Below are 25,361 nucleotides of genomic sequence, written 5' to 3'. Positions count from 1 at the left end.
GCGGCGATTCCTGCTGGAAGATGGTTTCGCGCAGCAGCGCGATGACGTTCTTGCGTTTGGCGAACCACTGCCGGCGTAGGCGGGCGAGTTCCCTTTCCGCCTCGGCTTTGTCCAGGCAGAGAAAGCGCGTACTCCAGCGGTAGGCAAAACCGAGGCGGTTGAGGTCGTCCAGAATCCCCGGCCAGGTCGAGGTCGGGAAGCCCCGCACCGACACCACGCGCAGGTGCTGGTCGCCCAGCATGGGCGCCAGGCCGCCGACCAGCGGCGAGTCGGTCAGCAGCGCGTCGATGTAGAACGGCACCTCGGGCACGCCCACGCGGTAGCGCCGCGTCGAGATGGTTGCGTGCAGGTAGGTCAACGTCTGTGCGTCGTCCAGCCAAGCGATCTCCGGCATCACGCCATCGAGCAGGTCAAAGACCCGATCCGTTTCCGCGACGAAGGCTTGCAGCCGCTCGCGCCAATCCACGCCATTCGTTGGCGTGTTCTCGTAGAGCATCTTGGCTGCGCGGGCGCGCGATTCCTGGGGCGGCAGGTACACCAGCGTCAGGTGATAGCCGCTCTCGAAGTGATGGCCTGATTCCTCAAAGGCGGCGCGGCGTTCTTCTTCCACCAGCCACGAAAGCGGTTCGGGGAACTCCGAGCGCGGATAGTCGGCGGCGGCGCGGCGCTCGGCTTCAATGAACAGCGCCCAGCCCGATCCCATGCGGCGCAGTGCGTTGTTCAATCGTGCCGAGGTGGCGATCAGCTCGCCTTGCGTGGCGCTGTCGAGGTCAGGCCCGCGAAACCGGGCCGTGCGCTGGAAGCTGCCGTCCTTGTTCAAGACGACGCCCGACGCCACCAGCCCGGCCCAGGGCAGCCAGTCGGCCAGCAAGGCCGGGCGCTGGCGGTATTCGGCGAGGTTCAGCATCGTGGCATCCCCTCACACATCCAGCAGCGGGCGGTGCTTGATGTGCCGGGCGAACACGGCCATGAACTGCGGATCGACGCGCGCACCCCACACCGCCAGCGAATGGCCGACGATCCAGAGCACCACACCGGGAATCCACAGTTGCAGGCCCAGACCGACGGCGGCTGCCAGCGTGCCGTTGGCGATCGCCACGGTGCGCGGCGCACCGCCCAGCAGAATTGGCTCGGTCAGCGAGCGATGCAGTGGCACCTCGAAGCCATCCGCGAAAATGTCCGGGCCGCTCATACGACAGCCCCGCCCGAGAACGAAAAGAACGACAGGAAGAACGAGGACGCGGCGAAGGCGATGGACAAGCCGAACACGATCTGAATCAGCTTGCGAAAGCCGCCCGACGTGTCGCCAAACGCGAGCGCGAGGCCAGTGGCGATGATGATGATGACCGCGACGATGCGCGCCACCGGCCCCTGGATGGATTCGAGGATGGATTGCAGCGGGCCTTCCCATGGCATTGAGGAACCGGCGGCCTGCGCGGTTCCGGCCAGGAACAGCAGCAGCGCGGCCAGCAACAGCCCTTGCCCCGCAGGACGGGCCAGGCAGCGCAGCCGCCCAAGACGCAATGCCGGATTTGCAGAAAAACGGAAAGCAGGAATGGTTATCTGCGTCATGGCAGTTCTCCAAGTGAGTGAGGGGATGGGGAAGTCGCCGCAGCGGGTGCGGCATCGGAAAGTGGCGGCAGCTCGGGAAACGGCGTTTCCAGCGCATCCGCTAGTTGGTAGCCCACGCCGTCGAAGCCAACGACGCGGGCGATGCTCTCGATGCGGCGCTTACGTCCACGCCCGGCGATGTGAATCACCACGTTGACCGCCTCGGCGATCAGCGCACGGGGCGGATTCACCGCCACTTCGAGAATCAGTTGCTCCAGGCGCAGCAGCGCGCCGAGCGCAGAGCCGGCGTGGATGGTGGCGATGCCGCCCGGATGGCCGGTGCCCCACACCTTGATGAGATCCAGCGCCTCGGCACCGCGCACCTCGCCAACGACGACGCGATCAGGCCGCAGGCGCATGGACGAGCGCACCAGCTCGGTCATGGACACCACTCCCGCGCGCGTGCGCAACGGAACGTGGTCGCGGGCCGCGCATTGCAGTTCCACCGTGTCTTCGAGCACCAGCACGCGGTCGCCCGTGGCAGCGATTTCGGCGAGCAAAGCATTGGCGAGCGTGGTCTTGCCGCTGCTAGTGGCCCCCGCGATCAGGACGTTCTGCCGCTCGCGCACTGCGCGCACCAGAAAGCCCGCTTGGGCGGCGGACATCATTCCGTCCACGACGTACCGGTCCAGCGGGATCACGCCGATAGCGCGCTTGCGCAGCGCGAAGGCCGGCCCCGGTGCCGCCGGGGGCAAGATGCCCTCGAAGCGTTCGCCGGTTTCGGGCAGCTCGGCGGACAGCAGCGGCTGGCCGCGATGCACCTCCGCGCCGACGTGGGCGGCCACGAGGCGGATGATCCGTTCCCCATCGGCTTCGGGCATCTCCACGCCCATCGGCGCGCGGCCCGAAGAAAGCCGGTCGATCCACAGGGTGCGATCCGGGTTGAGCATGATTTCCACCACATCCGGGTCTTCAAGCGCGGCGGCGATCAGCGGCCCCATCGCTGTGCGCAGCATCTGGATGCGGCGGTCGAGCGACGTGGCGCTCATGGACTGCGGAACGGCGCTCATGACGCACGCTCCTGCGCTTGCGCGGCTGCCGCCGCGTCCTCCATCCGCATCGGATCGGGATGCAGTTCCTCCACCACGTCGCGCACCAGGCTGCGCCCACGCAGCAGGTGGCGGCCCAACTGCTCCACGAATTGCTCGAAGCGCGCCTTGCCTTGGGCGCGCGCGGCCTCTTGGTGCGCTTCGGGAACTGGCGTGCTGACGGTCAGGTAGTAGCGGATGAACAGCGCCAGCGTTTCGATCTGAATGTTCTGGTCGCGCTCCATGCGCTCGGCCTGCCGCGACAGGCGATCAAGTCGCTTGGCGATGGCCGCCTCGCGCTGGTCGGCGGCATCGGGCGACAGCCACGATGCGAGCGCCGCCGCGACGATGGACGACTTGGACACGCCTTTCTTGGCGGCCAGTTCGTCCAGGCGCTTGGCGTGCTCCGGCTGGATGAACAGGTTGAGGCGGTAGTGGCTCATAGCTCGATTCCGTCGTTGGGGTCGAGGGAAGCCAGCCGGGCCGTGCGCTGCATGGCTGGATCGAGCTGGCGAGGAAGGAGAAGCGGCAGGTCGTCGTCATCGAGCAGCCCAAGGTCGGCCGCAGGCGCGGCCAGTTCGGGGTCGTAGGCAACGGTTTCGGAAAGCTCGGGCTGGCGGCGCGGGCCGCCGTCGTCGACCGAACCCAAGGTCTCCAGGCCATCAGCGGATGCCGCGGCCGGTGCGGTGGGCACGGCGGGAATCGCCAAACCGCTCCAGTCGTCGGGCCGCAATGGCGGCGCGTCGGCGTACTGCCCGTCCGCCAGCACGGGCGGTGGCAGCACGCGACGCTTGAAATTGGCGTCCGCGTAGTAGCGCAGCTTCTTCGCCTTGATCGGCGCCACGCTGGACACCATCACCACGGCCTCGTCAGGCGGAAGCTGCATGACTTCGCCCGGCGTCAGCAGCGGGCGCGCGGTTTCTTGGCGCGACACCATCAGGTGGCCCAGCCACGGCGCGAGCCGGTGGCCCGCGTAGTTGCGCTGGGCGCGCAGCTCGGTGGCCGTGCCCAGCGTCTCGGAAATCCGCTTGGCGGTGCGCTCGTCGTTGGTGGCGAACGTCACGCGCACATGGCAGTTGTCGAGGATCGAATGGTTCTGGCCGTAGGCTTTGTCGATCTGATTGAGCGACTGCGCGATGAGGAAGCTGCGGATGCCGTAGCCGGCCATGAAGGCCAGCGCCGTCTCGAAGAAGTCCAGGCGCCCCAGCGCCGGAAACTCGTCGAGCATCAGCAGCAGCTTGTGGCGGCGCTCGATGCCGTCGGAGCCATCGAGCGATTCGGTCAGCCGCCGCCCGATCTGATTGAGGATCAGGCGAATGAGCGGCTTCGTCCGCGAAATGTCCGAAGGCGGCACCACGAGGTACAGCGATACCGGATGCTCGGCAGCGATCAGGTCAGCGATGCGCCAATCGCAACGCGAGGTGACTTCGGCCACCGTGGGATCGCGGTACAGGCCGAGGAACGACATAGCGGTGCTCAACACGCCGGAACGCTCGTTGTCCGACTTGTTGAGCACTTCGCGCGCCGCCGATGCGACGACAGGATGCGGGCCACCACCTTCCGCATTCACGAGGTGCGGCGTGGTCATCATCCGGTGCAAGGTCAGCTCGAACGGGCTGGCCGGATCGGAGAGGAAGTTGGCGACGCCGCGCAGCGTCTTGTCCTTGCCGGCGTAGAGCACATGCAGGATGGCGCCGACCAGCAGCGCGTGGCTGGTCTTCTCCCAATGGTTGCGCTTCTCCAACGCACCTTCGGGATCAACCAGAATGTCCGCGATGTTCTGCACGTCGCGCACTTCATGCGCGCCGCGCCGTACCTCCAGCAGCGGGTTGTAGGCCGCCGACTTCGCATCGGTCGGGTTGAACAGCAGGCAATGTGAGAAGCGTGATCGCCAGCCGGCGGTGATCTGCCAGTTCTCGCCCTTGATGTCGTGGATGACGGCCGATGCAGGCCAGCTCAACAAGGTGGGCACCACCAGGCCCACGCCCTTGCCCGAGCGGGTGGGCGCGAAGCTCAGGACGTGTTCCGGGCCTTCATGCCGTAGGTACTGGCGGTCGTGCTGGCCGAGGAACACGCCGGCCGGTTGCGTGAGGCCCGCCTTGCGAATGTCCTGCGCGTTAGCCCAGCGCGCAGAGCCGTAGGTGGTGACGAGGCGCGCTTGGCGCGAGCGCCAGACCGACATGGCAATGGCAACGCACACGGCGACCATGCCACTGGCGCCGGCAATCGCGCCGCCAGTGTCGAACACCTCCGGTGCATACGCGCCGAAGAAGAACCACCACTCAAACAGCTTCCACGGGTGGTAGATAGACGTGCCAAGAAAGTCGAACCAGGGCGAGCCAAGGCGTAGCTGATAGCCAAGGGCTGCTGCTGTCCATTGTGTGGCGCCCCACACTCCGGCGATGACGATGCCGAACACCACGGCGATCTGACCGAACAGCACGTTCGTCCCTTGCATGACCTGGCCTCCGATTTCTCCTGCGCCGATTCCTCATGGGAAAAGCGGCACAAGGGCGTGCCGCAGGCGTCAGGATCGGTGCCGGGTCAGTGCCGGTCAAAGACCGTTTTGGGCAGAAAAGTCGAGTAAAAAGACAGAATGCGCGCGACGGCGCACCAAGGAAAAGCGCCGCAAGTGCAGGCGCATCGCGGCGTGTCGAGCAGAAAGAAAAAAACGATGCGACGAACCGCCAACAATCAGAACTTGGGGGATTCCTTCGGTGGCGTGTATGGGGTTTCGCCGTCGCCATAGAACCGCTTGCGCGTGGCCTCGGCTACCCGATTGCACAGCACGTCGCCCAGCTTGGGGCGATCTGTCTTGCATTGCTGGCGCAGTTCCTTGAGCCGGTCGGGGTTGGCCGCCAGTTCTTCCACCGTCGGGATATTCGCTTCCGATGTGTTGGCCTTGTGAGGCGTTTCGGACTGGCCGCAGGCAGCCAGCGCGGCCGCAAGCAAGAGCGGGATGATCCTTTTCATGGCGCAGGTTCCTCCAGGGAATCGGAATAATGGCCCGGCTTGGGCCTTGGGGCTTCCGGTGACTCGATGGCCTGCGCACGCTCAATGAACCGTGCAAGCACATCGAACGGCTGACCTTCGGCGTGCAACAGGTAGGTCGTCAGCGGCGGCACACGCAAAGCCAGCGGTCGGGCCACCACGCCCGAGTCAGGATGGGCGGCGATGCGCGCGGCGCCCGTAAACCCAAGTGCGAGGCCAGCCGATACCAGAGCCATCATCAGATCACACGATGCGACCCGCTCCGCAACCAGTGGCTCCATGTCAGCCCGACGCAGCACTCGATCAACGAATTTGGCATGGCCTTCGCACACTTGTGGATCGCATAGAACCAGCGGATAGCGCAGAAGTTCCTCCAAAGGAATGCGCTTGTATGCAAGCAGCGGGTGCCGGGCTGGCACCGCCACTATGAGCGTGTCCCTCCACGCAGGCATGGCAACGATGCCGTCGCCCACTTCGTCGGATTGGGCAAACCCTACGTCGTACAGATCGTCATGCAACCCTTTGATCTGCTGCGACAGCGGCACCTCGAAGAAGCGGATTTCGACCTCGGGTTCTTCTAGGCGACACAACGCCAGCAAGGTCGGCAAGCGCGACGGCGTGATGCCATCCGACAAGGCCACGCGCAACTGCCCATGAAAACCGTTTGCTGCTGCTTTCACGCTTTCACGCGCTTGTTCCAAGGCAGCGAAGACACGGCGCACATGCTCCAAAAACAATGTTCCGGCACGGGTCAGCCGCGTGCTGCGCGTGGTACGGGCAAACAGCAACACGCCCAGTTCTTCTTCCAACTCCTTGATGGCGCGCGACAGTGGCGACTGCTCCATATGCAGCCGCTCGGCTGCACGGGCAAAGTGCAGTTCTTCTGCAACAGCGAGGAAACAGCGTAGATGTCTGAGCTCCATTGCTTTACCTCTTGCCAACGCCTCCTGCCCGATCTTCACGTATGCCTTATGACCGGCAGCAATCTTGAAAAATTCGCATGAGATGCGTAATTATCACCCAAACATGAAAATTTTGTACAATCCTGCCATTGTTTGACCTCCAAGGCACCCACGATGCCCACCGACAACAACGAAGGCGAAATCCTCACCATCAGGCAGGTAGCCGACTACCTGAAGGTCACGGAACGGACGATCTACAGGTTGGCCGGGGCCAAAAAAATCCCAGCCTTCAAGGTTGGAGGGACGTGGCGGTTTTCGCGCGCGGACATTGACAACTGGATCAAGCAGCAGTCCTTGGAAGGACTCGACGCTGCGCGCGAGGGTGTCCACGCGGCCAATGGCCAAACCAACGATGGAGTGCGTAAGTAATGCTTGGATTGACTCTTCGGGATGAGTTTCGGGGCAAGCGCCTCAAAGGGACGGCCATTGAGCTTTCCAACGACTCGAACACGGGTGCTACCCAGATCGCCGCACAGGCATTCTTGGAGATCACCTATCCCACCCACGATCTACTGAAGGGCATCGAAGCCGTTGGCCCCAACCAAGGGCGGCCAGTGGTCGTGATCGGCGAGCGCGGCCTGGGTAAGTCGCACTTGATGGCAGCGCTCTACCACGCAGTCAACGATGCCGCATCGACGGGCGCATGGCTCAACTCCTGGTCAAGCACGTTGGGTGACCCCAGCATCGGCAAGATCGCACTGCGCGATGGCATGTTGGTCATTGGCGAGAGCCTGCACAGGCAACGCTATAAATTCCTGTGGGACCTGCTGTTCGAGCGCCATCCGCGCGGCGAATTCATCAAAGGCAAGTGGGAAGGCATGGGAGCGGCCAAGACCGACATCCCCTCGGACAAGCTCATCATCGAGCTGCTTGAGCATCGGCCTGCGATGCTCCTCCTCGACGAATTCCAGACTTGGTACGACGGCCTGACCAATACCAAGCAGTACCCCTGGAAGCAATGGGCGTTCAACTTCATCCAGATCCTGTCGGAGATCGCCAAAGAGCGCCCCGACCTACTGGTGTTGGTGATCTCCGTGCGCAATGGCGGCAGCGATGCTTACCAGCAGGTGCACCGCGTCAACCCAGTGGCTATCGACTTCAAGGCGGGAGGCAATGCCGAGCGTATCCAGCAGGATCGGCGGCGGATGCTGTTGCATCGCCTGTTCGACAACCGTCTGCAGATTGCAGACGGCACCATCGAATCGCTGGTTGCACAACACGTCTCCGAATACTTCCGCCTGCTGGATGTGCCGCCCGCCGAGCAGGATCGCAAGCGCCGTGAATTCACCGAGTCCTGGCCTTACGCACCGCACTTGCTGCGCCTGCTTGAGGAACAGGTGCTGATCGCCACGGATGCGCAAGAAACGCGCGACATGATTCGCATCCTGGCCAACCTCTACAAGAGCCGGGGCGAAGCGGTGCCTGTGCTCACTGCGGCTGATTTCCGGCTGGATGACGATGCCTCGGGCATTGGAGCACTGCTGGATTCAGTGTCCAACGAACACCACCGCACCCTGCGCGAAAAAGCGCAGCACAACATCATTTCGGTGACGGAGGCGGTGTACGACCACGGCAACCTTGCCCCACACCTGCAAGAAATCCTGAGCGCACTGTGGCTGCGCTCCATCGCCGTCGGCAATCTTGCCGGGGCCGATCCGGCCACGTTGCAGGTGGACATCACCCGCAGCAAGCCGGTAGATGTCAATGCCTTTCAGGTCGAACTGGCGACCATTGTCGAGAACAGCTTCAACATTCACCAGGATGGCCCGAGGTTGGTCTTCCGCGAGGAAGAAAACCCCCGCGCCAAGTTGATGGCCTGCGCGCGCAATGACAAACTGTTCACCGATGGTTCCGATCAGGTGCAGCTTGCCAAGCAGGTGCGCTACGTCATCGGAGGCAGCGATGAGGTCGCTAAAACCTTCCGAGTGATTGCCCTGCCAAAATCGTGGCAGAACGATCCGTGGACATCGCTCGACGAAGCCGAGCAGCCGGAGCGCTGGGATGACCGGCTGCCCATTTTGGTGCTGCCAGAAGAGCCGGAAAAAATGGATCAGACACTGGGCCGCTGGCTCAAGGACCACCTGCAAAAGCGCCGCAACACCATTCGCTTCTTGTTGCCCCGTGCCGGCTCCACCAACGCCTTTCAGGACCGCGACCTCCTCATCCTTGCCCGCGCCGAAATGAAGGCGCAGGAATGGAGTGGGCAGAACCCCGAATACAAGAAACTTCATAAGGAATTTGAAGGCACGCTGCGCGAGAACCTGAAGAAGCGCTTCGATCGGTTTGCCATCCTGCACCGCTATGACCACCAGAACCCGCAGCAATCCCTGTTCAGTGTCGAGCACCTGAAAAAGCAAGGTGCTCAAATCCCCGAGGGCATCGAAGAAACCCTGACCAACGACCTCTTTGTTCCCGAGGATTTCGAAGACCTTGTTCTAGAAGCCGCCTCGGAGAACGCCCCCCTCGGCAAGCTGCTGCGTGAACTGCAAGAGCCTCGCCCTGCGGGTCAGGATTGCATCCCCTGGCTGGGGGAAACCGCGATGAAGGAACGCATCCTGCGCTTGTGCGCGCGCGGCAAGATCGCCATCAACCTGCGCAATCTGGAGCACCTTCAAACCCACGCGGGCGAGGACGAGGAAACTGCATGGCGGCGCTTGCGCCCCAAACTCTCCTACACGGGGCGTCAGCTTGATGAAGTGTTCCTGATGGAACCCTCGGCGGTGCTCGCGACCGGAGGCACCCCGCCACCCGCGCCGCAGCCGCCTGCAGGCGGCAACGGTGGATCGGGCGGCGATACTTTTGGTGGCGGCACTACCACTCCGCCCGTCACCCCTTCCGGTGGCGACAACACTCCCGGCGGTGGCACATCGCCGAATGGCGGCGACATCTTTGGTGGTGGCACAAGTACCACCGCCAAATCACGCACCCCGCTCTCTAACCCGCCAACCTCACCGCTCAACCTAATCGGCAAGCTCGAAGGCTGGGGCATTGGCCCGGCCACGCCTGTGGCAGAAGTCTCGATCAAGGTGTCTGCTGGCCAAAACACGCAGATTACGGGCGCGCAACTCAAGGAACTGCTCAAGAAGCTGCCTGATGGCATGACTTTTGAGCTGAGTCTTGAGAAGGAGGACAACTGATGGCGTTGGATGCTCAAATCTTGCAGCGCCTGACCCAGGACAGTCCCAAAGAAGCGTGGCGCATCATTACCGATCGGGTGTTGGAGATTGCCTCGAAACCGCTGGCCGAAAGCAATGCCCCCAGCGAGGTGGTCAAGCGAGACCGCGAAATTGCCGAGCTCGATTTGTTCCTGGCCTCCAGCGGCTGGGATCTGTGGCGGGTCTTTGGCCAACCCGAAATCTGTGGTGTGGAACGTACCTCAGACCGGCTTGCGCGTTGGTGGAGCGAACCCGGCTATGGCCACAGCGTCGCGCGCGCCGTGCTGATTCTGGATGCCCTCTCGCTGCGCGAACTGCCCTGGCTGCTGCAAGGGGCCAAAGAGCGTGGATTCACCCTGCACACAGTAGGCGCCACAGCATCCGAACTGCCCAGTGAAACCAACCCGTTCGCCCGCGCATTGGGGCTGACCAGCCGCAGCCAGCTACAAGCCAATGGCGGCGGTTTTGCCCACAAGCTGCAACCGGCGCAGACCGAAACCATCGACCTGCCGTGGAAGGACTGCGAGGGCTTGGTGGACAACGCCTCGGGTGCGAAGAATTGGGTGTTCTGGCACCACTGGCCAGACGCCAAGCTGCACGACTACGGCGCGGGCCAAGGTCTGGAACTGCTGACCAGAGATGCCGCGCAGCAACTTTCCAGTGACGACTTTTGGAGCTTTATTGAGCGCCTCGCCACTGGGCGGCGCTTGGTCATCACATCCGATCACGGCTACGCCGCCACGGGCTACTTCCCCGATGCCGATGGTGAGGTTGCCTCGCACCTCAAGCAGACTTTTTCAAGCGGTCGCAGCAAGGCAGGCAATGGCGACGCAGGCCCCTTCGTTCCTCCCGTCGCCTTGCAAATCGACAGCCCGCATGGCGCACACCTGCTGGCGCTGGGGCGCAGAAAGTGGCGCAGCCAAGGCGGCTACCCAACCTTGACGCATGGCGGTCTCTCGCTGCTGGAAGTGCTGTCGCCCTTCGTTGAACTATCGAAGTAGGCCGATATGACAGCGGCCGAATTGCCAGAAGATTTCTTCGCAGACATCCAAGGGATTTTTCGCAAAACCCCGGTGCTGCTCGTCGGCTCTGGCTTCTCCTGTGGCTATGGCCTGCCCGGTATGGGCGCTTTGGCGGAGCACTTGGCAACCGCTGTGCACGATGCCCTGTCCACCGATGGGGCAAGGAACGCCTGGGCGCAATCAGTCGAAGCAATCAAGACAAATCTGGAAGCTGGCCTGAACGGCATTCCGCTTGGCATGGCGGAGTGGACAGAGATCGTATCAGCCATACGCGGAGAAACCGCGAAGCTGATTCTTGATAGAGCCATCGCCGCAGAGACGGAAATTCTTGGCGAAAAGGTCGCCGGTGGCCATGCGCCGTCACGCCTCTTGAACCGCTTGTTTAGTGGCTCTCCGCAGAACACGGACAGCATCCATGTCATTACAACCAACTACGACACGTTGTTGGAGTTGTTTTGTGATCTGGCAGAAATTCCCCTAGACACAGGATTTACGGGGTTCCGTCGGCGTAAGCCGCGTGCCAGGCCGCTCTTCCAAACGCAGTACAGCCGTGTTCTGGTGGCCGAAAAGCGCCAGCAGCAGGTCGATCACCGCATCTGCAAAACAGTTCGTCTATATAAGCCTCATGGCTCAATCAGTTGGTTGACAACGGACGATGGGCCAGTGGAAGCCCTCAACGATGTTTCCATCGCGGAACGAGCCATTGTCGTCCCCGGCCCGTCAAAGTACCAAGACGCACTGGTCAATAGGTTGTTCGACGAAATGCGTACCGCGATGAATGCGGTACTCACCGATGCCCAGGCACTGTTGTGTATCGGATTTGGCTTCAACGACGACCATTTGCAAGGCGTCATCAAGCATCGTCTGGCCGCAGGCATGCCGGCCATCATTGTCACGCGCGATCCGACCCCGAACATTGAAAAACTCCTCGGCGAACACCCCCATGTGATTGCCGTGTTCAAAGATGGGGATGGGGCAGTCTGTCGCTGGAACGGGAATGCACTGCGGTCACCAGAGCCGCTCTGGCAGTTGGATGACTTTCTGAAAAAATTTGTGGAGTGAGGCGAGGATGAGCATTTTCAATTTCACCGACGAGCAGTCATTGGGCGAAGTCCGCAGTGTTGAAACCTCACGGATCACCGTGCGGGTGACGGACGGTCAACGCCTGCAAAAGGCGCGCGTCGGTCGATTGGTCGCCATCCAGTTGATGGGCGATGAATGGCTGATCGGCATCATCGAGCGGGTGTGGCGGCATCCAGTGGAGCTGCCGACGCTGCCCGAAGCTGACCCGTCAGCGGATCTGGCTGCCGTGCCTCAAGAGGAAAACGGCGTGTCGATCAGCCTGGTCGGCACCTATCGCGCCCGGGATGGGCAGCGCAAGGACACTTTCACGCGCGCCGTTTTCATCCTGCCGGAAATCAACCGGCCTGTGTTCCCTATCGAGGAGAAATCTCTCGAAGACTTCATGGGCATCTTGAGCGCGTCATCCAAGGCGGACGCGGCTGCACCGCTCAAGGTCGGCACCTATACCCTGGATGGCAAGGCCAGCGCCTACATTGATGGCGACAAGCTTTTCCAGCGCCATGCCGCGTTGCTGGGCAGTACGGGCTCGGGCAAATCCTTCACCGTCGCCTCCATTCTTGAGCAGTCTGCACAACTGCCGCACGCGAATATCGTCGTGTTCGATCTTCACGGCGAATATTCGAGCATGAAATTCGCCAGCCACTACCGCATCGCAGGCATCGGCGATCTGAAAGCGAAGAAGGACGGCGCCATCTTCCTGCCCTTCTGGCTGCTGAATTACGACGAAATGCAATCACTGTTCGTGGATCGGTCTGAAGAGAGCGCCCCCAATCAGGCCAGTGAACTGATGAAGCAGGTCGTGGAGCTGAAGAAGAAATCCATCGAAGGGCTGGGGAAGCATGATCTGCTCGATGGATTCACAGTGGATACTCCGGTGCCCTATCGGTTGGCCGATCTTATTGAGGCTATCGCAGAAAAAGACAAGGAGATGGTGCAAGGAAGCAAGGGAGAAAAGCAGGGGCCGCTTTTCGGAAAACTGACGCGATTTCTGAACAGGATCAGTGTCAAAACGAAAGACCGTCGCTATGCCTTCATGTATCAAGCTCCAGCAGAATACGAGACTTACGAGGCGCTGCACCAGCTAGCCGAAAAGCTGCTCGGCACCGGCATCCAGCAAGATGGCATCAACCCCGGCATCAAGATTGTCGATTTTTCGGAGGTGCCCTCGGACATCCTACCGGTCGTCGTTGGTCTGGTTGCGCGAATCGTCTACCAAATCCAGTTCTGGAGCTCACCAGGGACGGATGGTGATGCCCGCCATCCTATCGTGCTCGTCTGTGATGAGGCACATCTCTACTTGCCAAGCGGTGCTGCCTCCATTGGCCCAATGGAAAAGCGCGCCCTGGAAAACTTCGAGCGCATCGCCAAAGAGGGACGCAAGTACGGTGTTGGGTTGATGGTAGTCAGCCAACGCCCCTCGGACGTCAGTACAACTATCCTCAGCCAGTGCAGCAACATCATCAGCTTGCGCCTGGCCAACAAAACCGATCAGGCAGTGGTCAGGCAGCTCCTGCCTGAAAGTCTGGAGGGGCTGATGGAGGTGCTGCCGACGCTGGACGTGGGCGAGGCTGTAGTGGTGGGCGACGCCACCTTGCTTCCGACCCGCATCAAGATGTCCAAGCCCAAACACGAACCACGCAGTGCAACGATTCCCTTTTGGTCGCGCTGGGCCACGCCCAAAGCAGAAGTTGATTTGGTTGCTGCGGTAGAAAACATGCGCAGGCAGTCGCGCGCACAAGAAGATTAAGGACGCTTGAATGGCCACCAAAAAAGAACTACTTCAACAAGCCGTCGCCAAAGCCGTCGGTGCGGGAAAGCCTGTCGCGCTGGAAACCGTCGATTTCAACGACCCCAACCGCCCCAAGACCTGCCTGGAGGTGGACTTCCCGATCCTGCCCGTCAATCAGGTGGCGATCATCGAAGGCAACGCGGGCAAGCCGATCTACCAGATGTCCAAGTGGTGGGCGCGGCGACGCTCCAGCGTATTCCGCTCAATGTTGATCGCGGCAGCCACCAAGGCCCCCGAAGATAAATCGCACGCGGCCAAGCTGGTGTGGGACAACTACTACGCCAATCACCAGAAGAAAGGCGCGTTCAAGCACCTGAAGGTGGCCGACATCTTCATGGGCGGCGGCACCACGCTGGTGGAAGGCTCGCGCCTGGGCATGCAGATGGTCGGCAACGACCTCAACCCGGTCGCGTGGTTCGTGGTCAAGCAGGAACTGGCCAACGTCGATCTGGAGGAAGTGAAGAAGCTGCTCGCCGAGATTGAGGCCGAGGTCAAGCCGCAGATCATGCCGTACTACTACTGCGACGGCCCGGAGGGTGAGAAAGGCACGTGGACACACTTGCCGTCCAACAAGGCGATGCCTTCCGATTTCGACCCGCTGACCATCCCGCGCGACGAGCGTAAGGACTACCGTTACGAAGGCCCGGAGGCGATCTATACCTTCTGGGCCAAGCACGGCCCTTGTCAGGTGACGGGTTGCGGCCACCGCACGCCGATCATGACCAGCCCGGTGATGGCCGTGAAGACCATCAGCGTGAAGCACTGGGAGCACACGTGCAGCAAATGCGGCGGCGAATTCCACGTTGAGGAGGAAGCCGCACGGATGGCGCCCGATTCGCCGCTGTATGTGGCGCCGGATGAATACCCGTTCTCCGTGCTCGATCGCAGGAAAGGCGTGATCTGCCCGCATTGCGACCATGCGGCAATGGTCAACCTGGGCAAGCCGAAAAAGCCGAACAAAAAGGTCGAGCTGAGCCTGCTGGTGCATCCGCAATGGCTGGCGGGCGAAGCCAAGCAGGACGCGAATGGCCAGCCCTACGGCGGCTCGGCGCAGGACGACGTGGCCGCGACAACGCGGTGGGACGGTGCGCGCGCATCCAAGATTCGCCTGCTAGAGGTGCGTGGTGCGCTGCCAGATGAGGTGACCTGCCCGGAAACGAAGATCACCTTTGCGCCGGAAAACGGCACGGTGCCGAAAAAATCCCACTACGCCTGCGCAGCTTGTGGCACGGTGCAGGATGTGTTGACGACCATCAAGGCGACGGGCAAGACCGGGCCGATGGCGGCGTATGCGGTGCAGGGCTATGCGCCCAAGCGCGATGCGGCAGGCAAACCCTATAGCGGCCGCTTCTTCGCAGCCTACGGCACGCCGCACGCGCGGCAATACGACACGGCGTTCGCTGAATGGGAAGCGCGCAAGGATGACGACCTCAAGGACTACTGGCCACGCTCTGAGCTTCCCTACGGCTTCATGACCCACCACCTACAAGGTGGCGTTCCGAACCACGGTTTCACGCACTGGTGGACGATGTTCAATCCGCGCCAGTTGCTGGTGCATGCGCAACTGCTCAAGGCGATTGTCGAAGTTGGGAGTTACGACTGGCAGACGCGCGAGTATGTCCTGGGAGCTTTTCAGAACTATTTGCGTAACCAGTGTGTGCTCGCGTTCTGGCACATCAATAAGGATCACTTCGTTCCTGCGATGTCCAACAACAACTTCCATCCCAAATCGACGCTTATCGAAGTTGGCGTTTTCTCCCCGATGGGCTATGGCCCATGGGCGTCATGCACTCCATCACTTATTGACGCGCGCGAATGGGCCATTCAGCCTTGGGAAGCTGTCAGCGCTGAATCGTTGAAACGGAAGGATGAAGCACTGGCAAGCGGAATTAGCGGAAAAAGTGAGAAGGTTTTTCCCGGTGATCCAGTGCAAGAAGTGGCCGTGCATCAGGGCTCATCCACTGATCTGACGCAGCTTGAAAGTGGCAGTCTCGATCTGGTCATCACTGATCCGCCTTTCGGCGGTTTGCTGCATTACTCAGAATTGGCCGATTTCTTCTACGTCTGGCTGCGCCTGGCGCTCAAGGACAAGTACCCGGCGATCTTCGGCGCGGAGTACACGCCCAAGTCACTGGAGGCAGTGGCCAACCGCGCTCGCGAGCCGGAAGATCCGGACGGTTTCTACCAGCGCCTGCTCACGCAGTGCTGGCGCGAGGCACATCGCCTCTTGAAGCCCAGCGGCATCCTGGCCTTCACCTTCCACCACAGCGAGGACGAGCCGTGGGTGGCGGTGCTGGAGTCGTTGTTCGACGCGGGCTATTACCTCGAAGCGACCTACCCGATCCGCTCCGATGAAACCAAGGGCGAAGGCGAATTCGGCTCCAAGACCATCGAGTACGACATCATCCACGTCTGCCGCAAGCGCACGGAAGAACCCAAGCCAGTGAGCTGGGGCCGCATGCGTCGCGAAGTAATGGCCGATGTGCGCCAGTTGCAGGCCATGCTGGAAAACCACGCCAAGGAAGGTCTGCCCGCCGCCGACATTCAGGTCATCCGGCGTGGCAAGGCGCTGGAATATTTCTCGCGCCACTACGGCAAGGTCTATGTGGACGAAGGCCGCACCATCTCCGTCCGCGACGCGCTGGTCGGTATCAACCAGCTCATCGACGAAGACGCCGACAAGGGCAAGGAACCGCCGCCGGTCAATGCCGAACCGATGTCACGACAGTTCCTGCGCACCTTCGGGGCTGCGACTGAAATGAAGCGCGACCAGTTGCAGAAGTTTCTGCGCGGCACCATCACCACGCCGGATGACTTTGTACAGCGTGGCTGGTGCATCGAAGAGAAGAAGGTGTTTACGCGCACCAATCCGCTCGATTTCGCCCGCGATTGGTCGGGTAAGCACAGGCGCAAGCTCACCTCTGATCTCGATCAGGCGATGGTGCTGATCGGTGCGTGCGTGGATGGCAGCGGCATCAATGCCTCGGACACGTTAACGAACGACAACTTCAAGCCGCACATAGCGCTCAAGCCGCTGCTGGAATGGCTGCAAAAGAACGGCTCGGATCAGACCACCCGCAACGCGGCGTCGCGCGCGGTGGCGATCTTCTCCACCTGGCAAGCCAGCCAGGCGCCCAAGCCGCAGCAGGTTTCGCTGTTCGATGACGATGGGGAGTACACTCAATGAGGCAGGTGCTCGATACGGTATGGCAACGGCGCGGCACCAGCTGGCTGTGGGATGAGGAGGCACGCAACACGGTGTGCGCGGCGGGCGAGGTTTGGAGCCTGCGGCAGTTTTTGCAGGCCGCCGCCCCCGGTGCGCAGGGCTGGCCGGATGATCTGCCCAGCAACGGCGGGCAGACGTTGGTGGTGGCCGGGCTGGAAGGCAGCCTGGACCTGCTGGCACCCGATCAAGGCGAAATCTGGCTGGGCGACACGATCAAACGCGCCATCCTGTCATTTCAGGATGAATACGCAGGCGAAGCCGCCTTGATTTTCTGGCTGCCGCAGGGCCAAGGCCGTTTGCGCGTGCAGGCTTCCACCGACGCAGTGAACTGGCTGTGTGAAGCGCCACATCGGGGGCAACAGCTCGACTTTGGCCGCCTTCTGTGGGGTGAGGCCAACGAGTACCCGCAGGAAATTTTGCTGCGCGAGGGCGCGAAAGCGGCTGGCCTGTTTCACCTGCGGATTACTTGAGGCCAGCGCGTGCAAGCAGACGATTTTGCGAGTTTGTTCCAACCCGGCGAGCGCATCAACCACACCGAATTCGGCCCGGGCGTGGTGCTCGAACCGGCGCACGAAGGCTATCTGCGCGCGTTCTTCGGCGTGGGCGAGCGCCGCGTGCCGGTCAGTTCGGTACGCCGCGAGCGCACCCGTACCGAGCGCATTCTGCAATCGGTGGCAGGCGGCTCAGACCGCGCACGAAAGGCATGGCTGTCTTACGAGGCGCATGCACTGCCGGTGATGGAAAGCGCCTCGGCACTCACCTCGGCGCGCATTGACCTGCTGCCGCACCAGGTGGTGCTGACGCACCGCATTGCGACTGCATCACCACGGCGTTACCTGATCGCCGACGAGGTGGGCTTGGGCAAAACCATCGAGGCCGCGCTGATTCTGCGTGAACTGGCCAGCCGGGGCGAGTTGACCCGGGCGCTGATGGTGGTGCCCGCAGGCTTGGTGAACAACTGGCACCGCGAATTGAACGAGGTGTTCAACCTCGATTTCGAGGTGTTTGGCTCCGAAGGCGATGTCACCGACCGCAAGACCAATGCCTTCGCCAAACACGACCGGCTGATTGCCAGCATCGACACCTTGAAGCGCCCTGCCCGTATCAAGCGCCTGCTGGATGCGCCACGCTGGGATCTGGTGGTGTTTGACGAAGCGCATCACCTGACTGCCCACCGCACGGGCGGCAAGGTGCGCAAGACGGAAAACTACAAGCTGGCCGAAGCGCTGAAGGATCACGCGCGGGATCTCTTGCTTCTGTCTGCTACGCCGCACCAAGGCAATCACTTCCAGTTCTGGATGCTGGCGCAGCTTTTGAACCCCACGCTGTTTGGCAGTCCCGAGGACATGCTGGAAAATCGCCATCGCCTGAACACGGTGATGTTCCGCCGTACCAAGGCCGATGCCTGCCAACCGGATGGCTCACCGCTGTTTGCACGGCGCTGGGTGCATACCGAATCCTTCCTGATGAATCAGGAGGAACGGCTGTTTTACGAGAAGCTGCGCGAATACCTTGAAGATGGGTTCGATCTGGCCCGCCGCCAGGGCAACCAAGGGCGCGCACTGGGCTTCTTGATGGCGATCTTCCAGAAGATCGCGGCATCGAGCTTTGCCGCCGTGCGCCGCACGCTCAAGCGCCGCTTGTTGATGCTGACGCTGCACGAGGCGCTGCTGCGTGACAAGGAACTGGACATCGAAGGCCGCGAGCGGCTGACGGAAGAAGCACGCGAGCTGATTCACGAGGAATTTGGCTTGCCGCGCGACAGCGTTGGGCGCAGCGAGGTGGATCGCGTGTTGGCGGACCTAAAGTACCGGCTGGTGAAGAAGCTGGATGAAGAGGCGCTGGAAATGGCCTCCGACCCCTATGGCAGCGAGTATTCGGCTACGCACGCCGAGGAGGCAGCGTCTGCTGTGGTGGATTTGCATCTGCCCGAGGAGCGCCTGCGCATTGGTGAATTGCTGCGCATCTTCCCGCAGCAGCGCGAGACCAAGGCACAAAAGCTGCTCGATGGTTTGGGGCATCTGTGGCGGCAGAACGCCAATGAAAAGATCGTGATCTTCGCCACCTACCTCGGCACGGTCGATCTGATTGCCCGCGAAATTGAACAGGCTTATCCCGGCCAGGGCGTGGTGGTGCTGCGTGGCGGCGATCACGGTGCCAAGCTGGCAGCAGAGCGGAAGTTCCGCCTGAAAGACGGGCCACGTGTGCTGGTGTGTACAGCGGCTGGCCGCGAGGGCTTGAATCTGCAATTTGCGCGCATTCTGTTCAATTTCGACCTGCCGTGGAACCCGATGGACATGGAACAGCGCATCGGGCGCATTCACCGCTATGGACAGAACCACACGGCGCAGGTCTACAACCTCGTGCTGTCGGACACCATCGAGGGGCGCATCTTCCTGCTGCTGGACGAGAAGTTGACTGAAATTGCACGCACGGTCGGCAAAGTCGATGACCAGGGCAATGTGGCCGAAGACCTTCGGGCGCAGATTCTGGGACAGCTTTCCGAACGGTTGAACTACGACCGCCTGTACCAGGAGGCGCTGTCTGACCCTGAACTGAAACGCACACAGGTGGAGCTGGAAGCGGCACTGTCCAATTCCCGCGAGGCACGGCAGGTGGTGTTCGACCTGTTTCAAGACCTTGACGGTTTCAGCCTCGATGACTACCAGCCCTTCTCGGATGTGTCCTCCAGCCTGGATCGGCTGGTGCGTTTTCTGTCGGCGGCCGTGGCAGACCGCCAGCAGAAGCTGCTGAAGGTGGACGAAGAAACCTACGACCTTGTGACAGTGGATGGCACGCGCCGTGCACGGTTCACACTGAACCGCGATACCGCCACCAGCAGGGACGATCTGGAACTGATTGGATTGGATCACCCCTTGGTACAGGAAGAGCTGGGCCGCTGGCGCAGCGTGACGCCCGAAGACATCGGCTTTGCGGTGGCTGGGGATGTTGACGAGCCGGTGCTGCTGTCCTTGTGGATGGTGGAGGCATCTGCCGGCAACGGTGAGCGCCGTGTGGTGGTGCAGCCCATCGCAGTCAAGCAGGACGGGACACGGGTGCCGACTATTGAGCGGCAATGCGAACGGTATCTGCAAGCATCGGCGATCTCGCCGAGTTTTACACCGGAGCAGCGGCTGGCGTTGTTTGCCCACACCGTGGAGCCAACGTTGCAACGTGAGTTGAAACACAAGGGCGCGGCCAATGGAGATGGCAGCTATTCGGCCGAGCTGATTGGATACGTTGAGGTACTGAAAACGCCCGATTGAAGCAGAAGGGCCACGCTGAATCCGAGGGCGAGAGAATTTTTCAAATAGTGAGGTTGCGCTGTTTTCCAATCTCCCATGACACGCCGCCGCCACGTACCGTCGCGGCGAGCTGCTGGCCCAGCCGCTGCTCGATCACGGGTTTCCACGGCACGAGGCTGAAGCCCATGCCGTCATTGAGCATCGCATAGCGCCCGCTGGCGAGCATGACAGAGCGCCGATAGATGCCGGCTACGCGCTGGCCATCAGCCACCGGGCGATGCGCCAGGCCGGTTTCGGTAGCAATGTCCTTGGCCGCCTGCGCCAGTTCCCGATTGCGCAGCGTGCCCAGCAGATTGCGCGCCAGGATCACGCGCTGCCCTCGCCGCTCGGCCAACCCCTGCTCGGACAGGAAGTCGGCACGCTGCTGCATCGCCTGCTTGGCCTCGCCACCAAAGCCCAGGTCGCCCAAGCCCGAGCCGCCGCCGATCAACTGCTGGTCGAGCCAGGTGGCGCCGATGACACGGGCCTGCCGCTCGATGGGCAGATGCGATTTCAGCTCCACGGCCACGCCGCCCAGGCGCTGCGCATCGTAGCGGCGACCCTGTTCTGGCAGGTCGCCAGGCACCTTCCATAGCCCCTCGGCCACACGCTCCACGATGCCGGCGCGGCGCAGGGCTTCCAGCCGGCGAACGTGGGCTGCCACGACCTCCTGCGGATCACGGCCCGGTACGGCCTGACCCTGCGCGACGGCCAGGTGATGGTCGGTGCGGTATAGGCCACCGCTTGCCAGCGCGGCGATGTTGCGATCGGCCGCACGCACGTCGGCCGCCCCCTTCACTTCCACCACGGCGCCGGCCGGATAGTTCGCCGGCTCGTCGCGGGCGTTGAGCGCGACGTAATGGGCCTTGCCGTCCACACCGTCGATGACCAGATAGCCCCGGTCGCGCAGCTCGTCGGCCAGCCCTTTCGCGGCTACGCGCCCGAGAATGGTTCGGCCATCGTCTCCCGGCTCGAACACCGCCAGCTCGCGCAGCTCGCCGCGCATGGCCCGTTGCATGGTGCGAATGATGTCACCACGCTCGCCGAGGGCGCGCAAGGTTTTCTCCGCATCGGCATGGACAGCCCAAGTGCCCGGCTGCGTCTCGTCGGCCAGGCCCAGGCACTGCAAGTGTTGCAGGCGGCCGATCAGCAGCAGGCGCTGGCGTTGCAGCCGGGGTTCGTTGAAGTGTTCGATCTGCACTCGGCCACCCTCGCCGACCTCGCGTTGCAGCGTGCGATCCAGGCTCGTCCATCGCTCCTGATTCACCTCGCGTGTCAAGGTCTGCTGGATCTCCAGCTCGGTGCGCGGCCCCAACCATTCGGTCGCCAGTTCGGCGGCCCGATGGCGGAAGCCGTGGGCGATGTAGTCGCCCGCGATGATGAGGTCTTTGCCGGTATCGTCGCGCCCACGCACGATCAGGTGGGTGTGCGGGTTGTCGGTATTCCAGTGATCGACTGCCACCCAATCCAGCCGCGTGCCCAGGTCGGCTTCCATGCGGTTCACCAGATGCCGGGTGTAGGTGCGCAGGTCGTCCAGCTCGGCGCCGTCTTCCGGGGAGACGATGAAGCGGAAATGGTGCCGGTCGTCGGCGGCCCGCTCCTTGAAGGCGTCAAGGTCGGCTTCGTCGGTCTGCGGCCCGTAGGCCCGGCCCGGTTCACCATCGCGGCCCGCGCCGTCGCGCTCGATGTAGCGCAGGTGTTTCGCCAGCGATTGGGGGCTGGCGTTGCGCTGATTGACCAGCAGCGTCTTGATGGTCACGCGCCGCGACATGGGCGTCAGCTTCGCGCCGGCGAAGCGCGCCGCCGTATGGCCGCGCCCCAGGCGCGAGCCGGGCCGCTGGCCGGAGCCCTTGCCACTGCCGCCAGGACGGCGCACTGAAGACTTGCCGCCGCTGGCCTTGCCCGCCTGCTTGAGCACCTTGGAGACGAAGCCCTGGCCCTGGCCCTTGCCTCGGTTCTTTGGGGCGCTCGGACGCACCCGGAAATCGTCGTCGCGGCGGTCGGTCATGGCCGCTCTCCCTGCAAGCTATGGCGTGTCCGGGCGTGCGAAGCACGCGGACATGCCTGCATCGGCGCGGGCCCCGCGCCCCACGCGGCACGGCGGCGAAGCCGATGCGTGCCGCGCCACCCCCACGTGCAGACTGGCTTTCGACGCGGCCCGGTGCCGCGTCCTTTTGTCTTGCCTTCCGCCTTTGCCCCTCGCTGGCGCTCCGGGCAGCGGCGGCCAGGCAGCGCTGTTGCGCGAGCAACCAGCGCGCCGGCGAACACGGCGATGGCCGTAGGCCAGCCGTGTTCGTGGCAAGACGCCTGCACGTTGGACGGCTGCGCCGGAGGCAGCGCGAAGTGCGGTGCCCAATGCGAAGTATTGGCACCCGCACTGCACGCGCGACGACACGGCGACGGCCAGCAGAACGACACGCCCTATGGCACGATGAACTGCACGGCAACGTGCAGCGAGTCGGCGGCCATCATGGGCGGGACTCCAGCCAGACCGGATGCGCGACGCCGATCACGACGGATGCGCTGACCGGCCCGAAATACCTGCTATCGAACGACGCCGGATTGGTCACACTGAGCAGGAACAGTTCGCCGGGTTCGAGGTGACGGCATTGCTGCCAGGATAGCAGCGGCCGGCCCCAGCGGTCGGCGGGCAGCACGGCGGCCGAAGGCACGCCGTCGATGCGGACGATGCGGCCAGTGATGCACACCTCCTGCGGCGCAACGGCGCCCACGCGCTTGAGCAGCGGCACGCTCGCCGGCAGGTAGCCGCGCTGCGCGGCCAGCGCGGCGGCGTCTGGCGGCAGCGCGGTCAGGACGATGCTGCCCACGGACAAGGAACGTGGCTGCGAGCCGGTGCCGTGGCCCAGCGGATCGACGCTATACCAGCCGACCGCCACGCTATCGGACGGGTTGTAGATCAGGCGCGGCAGCGGATGCACGAAGGACGCCCAGGCCAGCGCAGCGAGGCCGCAGGTGGATATGCCCGCCAGCACGAGGCGAGCGCGCAGGCGCGAACGAGGACGTGGCGGAATGCCCGCTGCACCGGCAATGGCGGATGGAAGCGTCATGGCAGTGCCCTCCCTATGAGCCAGGCGGCGTGCCGCTCTGCGGTGTATTCGGGCAGTGGCAGGCGCGCAGCGAGCCGGTTGGCGAGCGTGCGCCAGTACGCGGGCGAGACAGCGACGAGCGCGATGCCCAGCGCCTCGATGGCGTCGATGCGTTCCAGCACGGCACGGACCTGGTTCTCGCCCTCGGCGTGCAGCAGCAGGCGCGCACCCGGCTGCACGCCAGGAATGCGCTGCGCCGCATCGAGCGGCGTGCAAGCCTGCATCATCATGAGCTGCCAGCGCACGGTGCCGTAGTCGTTGGCCTGCCAGCGGACACGGCACAGAACCGCGTTCGGCAGGAATACGGCGCAGCGCCGCCAGCGGTCGAGCCGGATGATGCGCGCCGGCTCGCCGAAGCGCAGATAGAGCTTGAAGCGTGGCTCGATGTAGGCCAGCGCCACGCGCGTCAGCGGTGCGCTGGCAGGCTGGCCAGCAAGCGCGGCCGGTGATGGTAGCGGCGCAGCCGTGACCGCGACAGCGGCAGACGAAGCGAATGCAATCATGGGGTGTTCTCCCTGCGGTGTTCTGGAAACTCGCGCTCCAGCAGACCGCGCAGCAGGTCGGCCACAGTCACGCCTTGCGTAAAGGCAGATACCTTGATGCGCGCCCGCATCGCGGGCGTGATGTCGAGGGTCAGGCGAGCCGTGTAGAGGTCGCCCCTGCTCAGCGCATCGGCATCGCCTTGGCGAATCCAAGCCTCGGCGTGTGGATTCGCGGGCGGACGCGCGCCGATGCCGACGCGCTTGGCCGTGCGTTTGCCGTTCGGTGGCGGCTTCGCGTTCATGGCGTCCACCGCAGCAGTTCGTCCACCAGCGCAGTGATTTCGCGCGCGGCGGCGCTGTCCGGCGCTGTCTCGCGTGCAAGCCGACCAGCGGCCACGCTGTCGGCGAACACGATGCGTTGATGCACTTCCGCGCGCAGCGCAGGAAGCGGCTGGTCAGCGAGCGCCTGGCGTGCTTCACGCCCGATCACGGTGGTACTGACGCGCCGGTTGATGACGAAGGCCGCGCGCAATGCAGGCCGAAACACCTGCGCCTCGCGGATCAGCGCCACCATCTCGGCGCTGGCCCACAGGTCGTAGGGGCTGGGCTGCACGGGGATCAGCACGCGCTCGGCCGCCAGCAGCGCGGAGCGCGCCAGCGCCGCGATGCGCGGCGGGCCGTCGATGACGACGTGATCGGCGCGACGGGCCAGTTCTGGCGCTTCCTGGTGCAGCGTTTCGCGTGCGAGGCCCACGGCGCTGAACAGCCGTGGCAAGCCTTGCTGGCTTCTGCGCTGCGTCCAATCCAGCGATGAACCCTGCGGATCGGCGTCCAGCAGCACGACGTGCTGGCCGCGCATCGCCAGCTCGCCAGCGATGTGCGTGGCGAGCGTGGTCTTGCCCACGCCGCCTTTCTGATTGAGCAGAGCAACGATCATGGCGCGGCCCTTCGTGTTGGAAAGCCGGACTTTTGTTGCTGCGCTTGTGGCCGCGTGGCGGTTGTCCACCGCAGCGGCGCTTCCCTACTAAAAGTTAGAGAAATTGAGTTAGGGAAGTTAGAGGATGCGCAAAGCCAATGCTGGCGCGGGTTTGCGGCCGATTGGCACGCCTGATAGCACGATAGTCCCACGCCCGATAGCACGATACCCGGCACGCCTGATAGCACGACACCATTCACAGGCTTTCCCGAAGTTATCCCCGTGCCGTATGCGGCACGGGCCGGAACGTCAACAGTTCCGTTCCGTCGTCCGGCATCCGCTCGATGCCCAGGACGTAGCCGGGCAGCGACTGTCGCGCGACGAGCGCGCGCAGGTCGCAGGCGAAGTCGTAGGGCTTGGCGGTACTGCCCGATTTCTGGTGCAAGTAACGGAAGTCGAACTGCCAGCCGTATGCCTGCTTGCCGCCGTGCTTGCGCACTAGGCGGTACAGCCAGCGCTCGATGCCGCCGGTCAGACGGAAGTACGCCGGGTCGATGGTCAGCACCAGGGCGGCGTCGAGCACGCCGGCATAGAACCAGTCCGGCAGGATCAGCTCGATGCCCAGCGGCGTGCCATTGGCATCGGCCAGTTCCTTCCATTCGTTGATCCACGAGAAGCGGTGCAGGCGCCGCCCGGTCGTCTCGC

Annotated in this window: 21 protein-coding genes and 1 pseudogene; 8 read left to right on the top strand and 14 right to left on the bottom strand. The window is 63.2% G+C overall.

The annotated features are described in order from the left end of the window. The 8 genes and pseudogenes from QRO95_RS19480 to QRO95_RS19445 form a co-directional block, all read right to left on the bottom strand. Window positions 1-907 (bottom strand): annotated as a pseudogene (locus tag QRO95_RS19480) (conjugal transfer protein TrbE); the annotation flags it as partial. A gap of 12 nt (window positions 908-919) precedes the next feature. Next, complete coding sequence (locus QRO95_RS19475) at window positions 920-1,192, bottom strand: VirB3 family type IV secretion system protein (RefSeq protein WP_033979866.1); 273 nt, start codon at window positions 1,190-1,192, stop codon at window positions 920-922. Continuing rightward, the gene (locus QRO95_RS19470; RefSeq protein ID WP_033979867.1) at window positions 1,189-1,572 is read right to left on the bottom strand and encodes a TrbC/VirB2 family protein; all 384 of its coding nucleotides are present in this window, start codon (window positions 1,570-1,572) and stop codon (window positions 1,189-1,191) included. Before QRO95_RS19470 ends, QRO95_RS19475 begins: the two co-directional genes overlap by 4 nt. Continuing rightward, a complete protein-coding gene (gene trbB / locus QRO95_RS19465) occupies window positions 1,569-2,621 on the bottom strand; it encodes a P-type conjugative transfer ATPase TrbB (protein WP_053506165.1) in 1,053 nt (350 codons plus the stop codon). The genes QRO95_RS19470 and trbB overlap by 4 nt, the downstream gene beginning before the upstream one ends. Then, the gene (locus QRO95_RS19460; RefSeq protein ID WP_053506166.1) at window positions 2,618-3,082 is read right to left on the bottom strand and encodes a ribbon-helix-helix protein, CopG family; all 465 of its coding nucleotides are present in this window, start codon (window positions 3,080-3,082) and stop codon (window positions 2,618-2,620) included. Before QRO95_RS19460 ends, trbB begins: the two co-directional genes overlap by 4 nt. Then, window positions 3,079-5,097 (bottom strand): conjugal transfer protein TraG, encoded by a 2,019-nt coding sequence (locus QRO95_RS19455; protein WP_053506167.1) that lies wholly within the window; start codon window positions 5,095-5,097, stop codon window positions 3,079-3,081. The genes QRO95_RS19460 and QRO95_RS19455 overlap by 4 nt, the downstream gene beginning before the upstream one ends. A 236-nt stretch (window positions 5,098-5,333) precedes the next feature. After that, window positions 5,334-5,612, bottom strand: a complete 279-nt coding sequence (locus tag QRO95_RS19450; RefSeq protein ID WP_023127547.1) for an EexN family lipoprotein — start codon at window positions 5,610-5,612, stop codon at window positions 5,334-5,336. Then, the gene (locus QRO95_RS19445; RefSeq protein ID WP_023127548.1) at window positions 5,609-6,553 is read right to left on the bottom strand and encodes a LysR family transcriptional regulator; all 945 of its coding nucleotides are present in this window, start codon (window positions 6,551-6,553) and stop codon (window positions 5,609-5,611) included. The genes QRO95_RS19450 and QRO95_RS19445 overlap by 4 nt, the downstream gene beginning before the upstream one ends. A gap of 153 nt (window positions 6,554-6,706) precedes the next feature. On the opposite strand from QRO95_RS19445, the gene QRO95_RS19440 reads away from it, so the two are divergent. The 8 genes from QRO95_RS19440 to QRO95_RS19405 are packed head-to-tail and all read left to right on the top strand — an operon-like array spanning window position 6,707 to window position 20,133. After that, window positions 6,707-6,961 carry a helix-turn-helix domain-containing protein gene (locus tag QRO95_RS19440; protein WP_023127549.1) on the top strand — a complete coding sequence of 85 codons (255 nt, stop codon included), beginning with the start codon at window positions 6,707-6,709 and terminating at the stop codon, window positions 6,959-6,961. Next, window positions 6,961-9,729 carry a DUF499 domain-containing protein gene (locus QRO95_RS19435; RefSeq protein ID WP_180883211.1) on the top strand — a complete coding sequence of 923 codons (2,769 nt, stop codon included), beginning with the start codon at window positions 6,961-6,963 and terminating at the stop codon, window positions 9,727-9,729. The genes QRO95_RS19440 and QRO95_RS19435 overlap by 1 nt, the downstream gene beginning before the upstream one ends. After that, entirely contained in the window at window positions 9,729-10,748 is a 1,020-nt protein-coding gene (locus QRO95_RS19430; protein WP_053506169.1) for a hypothetical protein, read from the top strand. Before QRO95_RS19435 ends, QRO95_RS19430 begins: the two co-directional genes overlap by 1 nt. A 6-nt stretch (window positions 10,749-10,754) precedes the next feature. Next, window positions 10,755-11,831 (top strand): SIR2 family protein, encoded by a 1,077-nt coding sequence (locus QRO95_RS19425; protein ID WP_070207186.1) that lies wholly within the window; start codon window positions 10,755-10,757, stop codon window positions 11,829-11,831. 7 nt (window positions 11,832-11,838) lie between these two features. Further along, window positions 11,839-13,599, top strand: coding sequence for an ATP-binding protein (locus tag QRO95_RS19420; RefSeq protein WP_053506349.1), 1,761 nt, complete (start codon window positions 11,839-11,841; stop codon window positions 13,597-13,599). 10 nt (window positions 13,600-13,609) lie between these two features. Beyond that, the gene (locus tag QRO95_RS19415) at window positions 13,610-16,828 is read left to right on the top strand and encodes a DUF1156 domain-containing protein (protein WP_213868621.1); all 3,219 of its coding nucleotides are present in this window, start codon (window positions 13,610-13,612) and stop codon (window positions 16,826-16,828) included. Next, window positions 16,825-17,337 carry a hypothetical protein gene (locus tag QRO95_RS19410; protein ID WP_043566963.1) on the top strand — a complete coding sequence of 171 codons (513 nt, stop codon included), beginning with the start codon at window positions 16,825-16,827 and terminating at the stop codon, window positions 17,335-17,337. Before QRO95_RS19415 ends, QRO95_RS19410 begins: the two co-directional genes overlap by 4 nt. Before the next feature lie 9 nt (window positions 17,338-17,346). Then, window positions 17,347-20,133, top strand: coding sequence for a DEAD/DEAH box helicase (locus tag QRO95_RS19405; protein ID WP_285303246.1), 2,787 nt, complete (start codon window positions 17,347-17,349; stop codon window positions 20,131-20,133). 40 nt (window positions 20,134-20,173) lie between these two features. Here QRO95_RS19405 and QRO95_RS19400 read toward each other — a convergent pair whose 3' ends face one another. From QRO95_RS19400 to QRO95_RS19375, 6 genes are all read right to left on the bottom strand, one after another. Next, window positions 20,174-22,159, bottom strand: coding sequence for a relaxase/mobilization nuclease and DUF3363 domain-containing protein (locus QRO95_RS19400; protein WP_137138278.1), 1,986 nt, complete (start codon window positions 22,157-22,159; stop codon window positions 20,174-20,176). 460 nt (window positions 22,160-22,619) lie between these two features. After that, window positions 22,620-23,219 (bottom strand): S26 family signal peptidase, encoded by a 600-nt coding sequence (locus QRO95_RS19395; RefSeq protein ID WP_023127558.1) that lies wholly within the window; start codon window positions 23,217-23,219, stop codon window positions 22,620-22,622. Next, window positions 23,216-23,761, bottom strand: coding sequence for a DUF2840 domain-containing protein (locus tag QRO95_RS19390; protein WP_023127559.1), 546 nt, complete (start codon window positions 23,759-23,761; stop codon window positions 23,216-23,218). The genes QRO95_RS19395 and QRO95_RS19390 overlap by 4 nt, the downstream gene beginning before the upstream one ends. Then, complete coding sequence (locus tag QRO95_RS19385) at window positions 23,758-24,042, bottom strand: hypothetical protein (protein WP_023127560.1); 285 nt, start codon at window positions 24,040-24,042, stop codon at window positions 23,758-23,760. Before QRO95_RS19385 ends, QRO95_RS19390 begins: the two co-directional genes overlap by 4 nt. Beyond that, window positions 24,039-24,677: a ParA family partition ATPase gene (gene parA, locus QRO95_RS19380; RefSeq protein WP_013517157.1), complete on the bottom strand. Its 639-nt coding sequence runs from the start codon at window positions 24,675-24,677 to the stop codon at window positions 24,039-24,041. Before parA ends, QRO95_RS19385 begins: the two co-directional genes overlap by 4 nt. 253 nt (window positions 24,678-24,930) lie before the next feature. Continuing rightward, window positions 24,931-25,361 (bottom strand): replication initiator protein A (locus QRO95_RS19375; RefSeq protein WP_285303244.1); only part of this gene is annotated, 431 nt, incomplete at its 5' end.

It is taken from the genome of Stenotrophomonas maltophilia group sp. Smal13 (assembly GCF_030236855.1).
Taxonomy (GTDB): Bacteria; Pseudomonadota; Gammaproteobacteria; order Xanthomonadales; family Xanthomonadaceae; genus Stenotrophomonas; species Stenotrophomonas maltophilia_A.
This window is presented reverse-complemented; position numbering and strand designations above follow the sequence as displayed.